This window comes from Nocardia sp. NPDC056564, assembly GCF_042793755.1.
In the GTDB taxonomy this organism is placed as follows: Bacteria; Actinomycetota; Actinomycetes; order Mycobacteriales; family Mycobacteriaceae; genus Nocardia.
Genome location: NZ_JBHTUR010000002.1, coordinates 760,392 through 766,391, shown reverse-complemented (window position 1 = coordinate 766,391; position 6,000 = coordinate 760,392). Strand labels below are relative to the sequence as shown.

Sequence of the window (6,000 nt, the reverse complement as noted above, 5' to 3'; positions counted from 1 at the left end):
GGTGCGCCGCATGGAATGTCCGCTCAGCTGGGCTGATTCGGATCTAGCCGCGGATGCCGCGGTGCGGGTCGCACTGCCGACAAGGATCGGCGTCGCCGGCACGCCCTTGGAGAAGTTGGACGCGAAAGATCGCCCCGCAAGCGATGACCGAGTTCCAGAGTGGCGTCGATCGGGATCGTAGCGGCGGAATCGCGATCGGGTCAGGGTGGGCGCGGCCCAACCGACGCCGCCCGCCCGGCTATATCGTCAAGAAATCGGTGCGCCGCATGGAATGTCCGCTCAGCTGGGCTGATTCGGATCTAGCCGCGGATGCCGCGGTGCGGGTCGCACTGCCGACAAGGATCGGCGTCGGCGGCACGCCCTTGGGGAAGCTGGACGCGAAACATCGACCCACAGGCGATGATCGGGCTCCTGATGGCGTCGATCGGGATCGTAGTGGTCGAATCGCGATCCAGTGAGTGTGGCCCGTTCAGCATTTATATTGAGAGGTCGGCGGCAACGCTGCCGCCGGTTAGGGGTTTCGTATGTCGTTCGTGCTTGTTGACACGCCGCGACCGCATATCGCGCTGGTCACGCTCAATCGCCCCGAGCGCATGAACGCCATGGCGTTCGATGTGATGATCCCGCTGCGCGAGGCGCTCGAAGAAGTCAGCGCCGACAACGACATTCGGGTTGTGGTGTTGACCGGCGCGGGGCAGGGCTTCTGCTCCGGCGCCGACCTGCAGAACGCGGGCAAGGTGCCGAACGTCGAGGGGCTCACCACCACCAGCATCGCCCGCCGTTCGATGGATCTGCTCAACGACGTGATGCTCGCCCTGCGGCGGATGAATCAGCCGGTGATCGGCGCGATCAACGGCGCGGCGATCGGCGGCGGCTTCTGCCTCAGCATGGTCACCGATATGCGAATCGCGGCCGAGGAAGCCTACTTTCGCGCGGCCGGCATCAACAACGGGCTCACCTCCGCCGAACTCGGCATCAGCTACCTGCTCCCCCGCGCCATCGGCTCCTCCCGCGCCTTCGAGATCATGCTCTCCGGCCGCGACGTCGACGCCCTCGAAGCCGAACGCATCGGCCTCGTATCCCGCACCGTCCCCGCCGCCAAACTCCTCGACACCTGCTACGACATCGCCGACCGCATCATCAGCTTCAGCCGCGTCGGCACCGAACTCACCAAACGCATGCTCTGGAGCGGCATAGAAGCCGGCGCCTTCGAATCCCACATGCAACACGAAGGAACCGCCCAACTCTACGTCCGCCTGACCACCGAAAACTTCGACGAAGCCATCCGCGCCCGCCGAGACCGCCGCCCCCCAACCTACGAAGACTGACCCCCACCCACACAACCCACAACAGCCGCAAACCCTTTGATTTCCCGCACCCCGAATCACATCCAATTCGGTACGCGGGAAATAAAAGGCCGTGCCACTCCCCCATACACCCGCCCACCTGACGACCGCACCACGCTGCCACCCTGGACCACCCACCAGACACCCATCACGGAACACCCACTCGCAGTTCCACAACACCGCCGCCCCCTCGACAACAACACGTCTCGAACGGGACATCACCAAGGGCCTACTCGCACTTCGGCACCAACACGCCCCACTCGACCGACAACGCGCTACCAAACAGGACACCAGCGAGGGCATGCCCAGGTCTCGGCACCGCTACGTCCCGCTCAGCGGACCACCACCGGAGTTGGAGGGCCGCTCGAATGAGGCGAAGCCCGACACCCCGCCAACAGATTCACCCGCCGACACGTCAGCAGACATCGGCCGCCCTCACCGTTGCCGAACGGGACATCACCAAACCCCTACTCGCACTTCGGCACCAGCACGTCCCACTCGACCGACAATGCTTTGCCGAACGGGACATCAGCGAGGGCTTGCTCGGGTCTCGGCACCGCTACGTCCCGCTCAGCGGACCACCGCCGGAGTTGGAGGGCCGCTCGAATGAGGCGAAGCCGACACTCTGCCAACAGATTCACCCGCCGACACGTCAGCAGACATCGGCCGCCCTCACCGTCGCCGAACGGGACATCACCAAACCCCTACCCGCACTTCGGCACCAACACGTCCCACTCGGCGGACAAGGCGTTGCCGAACGGGACACCAGCGAGGGCATGCCCAGGTCTCGGCACCGCTACGTCCCGCTCAGCGGACGATCACGTGGGCGGGTGGGCCCGTCGAATGGGATCGAAACCCGACACCCTGCCAACAGATTCACCAGCCGACACACGCTCAGCAGACATCGGCCGCCCTCACCGTTGCCGAGCGGGACATCACCGAGGGCCTACTCGCACTTCGGCACCAACACGTCCCACTCGACGGACAACGAACCGCCGAACGGGACATCAGCGAGCCGCCGGGGTTCTCGGCACCGCTACATCCCGCTCAGCAGACGATCATGGGGGCGGGCGGGCCGCTGGATGGGATCGAAGCCGACACTCTGCCAACAGATTCACCCAACGACACACGTCAGCAGACATCGGCCGCCCCATCGTTGCCGAACGGGACATCACCAAGGCTCTACTCGCACTTCGGCACCAACACGTCCCACTCGACCGACAATGCTTTGCCGAACGGAACATCAGCGAGGGCTTGCTCAAATTTCGGCACCGCTACGTCCTGCTCGGCGGACGATCGGGTGGGTGCGCGGGTGTGCCGCTCGAATGGATCGAAGCAGACACTCTGCCAACAGATTCACCAGCCGACACACGTCAGCAGACATCGGCCGCCCCATCGTTGCCGAGCGGGACATCACCGAGGGCCTACTCGCACTTCGGCACCAACACGTCCCACGCGACCGACAATGCTTTGCCGAACGGGGCATCGGCGAGGGCTTGCTCGGGTTTTGGCTCCGCTACGTCCCGCTCGGCGGACGATCGCGGGGGTGGGAGGGCCGCTCGAATGGGGCGAAGCCGACGCTCTGCCAACAGATTGACCAGCCGACGCGCGCTCGGCTGACGTCGATCGCCCTTGTCGTTGCCGAATGGGACATCGCGGTGTGCCCACCTGCGGTTCGCCACCAACATGTCCCGCAACTAAGACGCGTCGCCGGACGGGCATCACGGCGACTGTACTCATGCTTTGCCGTGACCATGTCCCGGATGGCGAACAACACGTTGCCGTAAGGGACTCCGCCCTAGGCTAACTCGCACCGCGACTTCACCATGTCCCGCTCAGCGAGCAATGGTTCGCCGGGCGGGGCATCACCGAGGGCTCACTCGCGGTTCGGCACCGCCATGTCCCGCTCGCCGGCAAGGGGTTTGCCCAGCGGGGCATTGGCGCTGGATTGCTTGGGTTCGGGGCATTGGCGCGGGCTTGCCTGGGTTCGGGTTTGCCAGGGTCCGGGGTGGGGTTAGGGGGTGGGTTCCAGGAGGGCTATGCATTCGACGTGGTGTGTGCCGGGGAAGGCGTCGAAGGCGCGGAGGGCGGTCAGGTGGTAGCCGGCGGAGTGGTAGAGGCCTAGGTCTCGGGCGAAAGCGGCTGGGTCGCAGCCGATGTGGATTATGCGGAGGGGGCCGGTGGTGGTGATCGCGGCTATTACCTCTTTGCCTGCGCCGGCACGTGGGGGGTCGAGGACGATGGTGTCGGGGGCCGCGCCGCCTACGCGTTCGGCTACCCAGCGTTCTACTCGTTGGGCGTGCAGGTCGAGCCACGGGAGGTCGCGGAGGGCGGCGATGCCGTCGGCTACTGCGGGGCGGGCGGACTCCACGGCCAGTATCGCGCCGGTCTGGCCGACCTGGTCGGCGAGGCGGGCGGCGAAAACACCTGCACCGCTGTACAAGTCCCAGGCCAGAGCGCCGGGTTGTAGACAGGACCATTCGGCGATCAGGTCCGAATAACACTGTGCGGCACCGTGATGGGCCTGCCAGAAGCCGGTTGCGGAGACCTCCCAGCGGCGGCCCGCGACATACTCGACCGCGCGGCCGGTTCCAGCGATCACCCATTCGTCGCGTGCGGCGTGGGTCGCTGCCCGCCGAGCCGAGGCATTGCGCCGCTCGCCCGCTTGCGGTGCTTCTAGCCGACCGTTGGCGTCGTACCGCGGCTCCGCGCGCTCGCCCCCTGCACGCGACTCGTCGCCACTACGCGGTCGGTCACGATCATCACCGGCGGGTCTTCCGGCGTGCTCGTCACTGCGCCACTTGTCACGCCCGCGCACTCCGTCACGATCGTCGGCGCTACGCCGACCAGCGTCGCCACCACGACCACCCGGAGCAGTCCCGCGGCGATCATCGCCGGACTGACCGAGGTGCATGCCGTACGAGCGCTCAGTTTCGCTGCCGCGCGGCCCATTCTGTTCCGTACCGCCACGGCCGCTGCCAGCACGCGAGACCCCGCCGATCTCCCCGGGGCGGCGGCGAGCGCGGTCGGTGACGCCGGGTGCGTCGTCGGTGCCGCGTTCGCCGCTCGGGCGGCGGTGGTTGTCGCGCTCGGTGCCACTGCGCGGATCGTCAGCGCCGCCGGTGCCGGTGCGATCGTCTCCGCCACGGGTGCCCCGGCCTTCAGCACGAGTCCTGCGGCCGTTCTCGTCGTCCCGGGAGCCACCGTGACCGGTGCCGGGGCGACGGCGGTCGGCGCGGCCACCATCGTGATCGGTGCCAGGTTTGCCGCTCGGGCGGCGGCGGTTGTCGCGCTCGGTGCCGCCGCGCGGATCGCTGGCGCGGCCGGTGCCGGTGCGATCGTCTCCGGCACGGGTGCCCGGGCCTTCGGCGCGAGTCCTGCGGCCGTGGTCGTCGTCGCGGTCGGTGCGGCCGCGGCGGTCACGGGCGCGATGGTTGCGGCCGCGGCGGTCGGTGGGTTCGGCGCGTAGCCATTCGCGGTCGCCGCGGCGGTCGCGGTCGGGCGACGGGGCCAGTTCGATGATGTGGCGGACGCCGTCGCCGTCGACGGCGATCACCAGATCGGCTCCGGGGGTCCACAATCGGTCCGCGATGCCGTCGAGGGCGCCCGGAACCGGTTGGGGGCAGCGGAGATCGGTGATGACGTCGGTGCTGCGGTAGCCGTGGACGCCCGCGCGACCTTCCGCGTCGACGGCTAGGCGGATGCGGGTGCGCCAACCGGTGGTGGTGTCGCCGGCGCCGGTGATCGGTTCGACGACGACCTCGCGATCGATGCCGGCCAGGCGCCGGAGCTGTTCGGCGATCACCGAAGCCTTCAGCGCACGTTGGGCTTTCGGGGTGGCGTAGGAGAAGTCGCAGCAGCCCGCGCCGCCGGGACCGGAGACGGGACAGGTGGCGGGGACGCGGTCGGGCGACGGTTCGAGGATCTCGATCGCGTCGGCGCGACAGAACGACCCACCACGATCCTCGGTGACACGCACCCGAACCAACTCCCCCGGCAACCCGTGCCGGACGAAAACCACACGCCCCTCATGCCTGCCAACGCAGAACCCACCGTGCCCCGGCGGCCCCAGCCGCACCTCGAAACTCGTACCACGCCAATCGGTCATGCGCATACCTCGCCGACCCTCGACTCACGGAATGCGATCCGCGCCCCACCAGCACCCGACGAACGGAACACGGTCCGCACCGCACCAGCACCCCGCGAACAGAAGACGGCCCACACCTCGGACAACCCACCCTGCCGGGGCAAGCCCAAGCACACCTCGAAAGTCGTATCACGCCAATCGGTCATGCCCGCCCCTCGCTGCTATCGACGCGCAGAAGGCCGCCCGCGCCTCACACAATCCACTACGCCGGGGCAAACCCGGACTCACCGCGAACACCACACCACGCCGAACAGTCATCCCCACACCCCACCAGCACCCGCCGGACGGAAAGCAGTTCGCTCTCCGCCAGCACCCCGCGAACAGAAGACGGCCCACACCTCGGACAACCCACCCTGCCGGGGCAAGCCCAGCCGCGCCTCGAAACTCGTACCACGCCAATCGGTCATGGGCATACCTCGCCGACGCTCGGCTGGGACCCGCGCGAAATGGGTTGCGGTGTGGTTCGCCTCGTCGTCTTCAGTGCTTCGCGCGCGATGACCGCTGGGA

General features: G+C 67.9%; 3 protein-coding genes. 2 read left to right on the top strand and 1 reads right to left on the bottom strand.

Annotation, left to right across the window (positions count from 1 at the left end):
• The first annotated feature begins 143 nt into the window (after positions 1-143).
• Together ACFQ9K_RS07685 and ACFQ9K_RS07680 are read left to right on the top strand one after the other, a co-directional pair.
• Positions 144-458 (top strand): hypothetical protein, encoded by a 315-nt coding sequence (locus tag ACFQ9K_RS07685; RefSeq protein WP_378982919.1) that lies wholly within the window; start codon positions 144-146, stop codon positions 456-458.
• A 66-nt stretch (positions 459-524) separates the two neighbouring features.
• On the top strand, positions 525-1,328 hold the full coding sequence (locus ACFQ9K_RS07680) for an enoyl-CoA hydratase (RefSeq protein WP_378714985.1): 804 nt from the start codon (positions 525-527) through the stop codon (positions 1,326-1,328).
• 2,032 nt (positions 1,329-3,360) lie between these two features.
• Here ACFQ9K_RS07680 and ACFQ9K_RS07675 read toward each other — a convergent pair.
• The gene (locus ACFQ9K_RS07675) at positions 3,361-5,454 is read right to left on the bottom strand and encodes a TRAM domain-containing protein (RefSeq protein WP_378982916.1); all 2,094 of its coding nucleotides are present in this window, start codon (positions 5,452-5,454) and stop codon (positions 3,361-3,363) included.
• Between the last annotated feature and the right edge of the window lie 546 nt (positions 5,455-6,000).

What these genes read in the sequence shown, in the direction of transcription:
- ACFQ9K_RS07685 (WP_378982919.1), top strand. Translation starts at nt 144, where the DNA reads ATGACCGAGTTCCAGAGTGGCGTCGATCGGGATCGTAGCGGCGGAATC.
- ACFQ9K_RS07680 (WP_378714985.1), top strand. Translation starts at nt 525, where the DNA reads ATGTCGTTCGTGCTTGTTGACACGCCGCGACCGCATATCGCGCTGGTC.
- ACFQ9K_RS07675 (WP_378982916.1), bottom strand. Translation starts at nt 5,454, where the DNA reads ATGACCGATTGGCGTGGTACGAGTTTCGAGGTGCGGCTGGGGCCGCCG.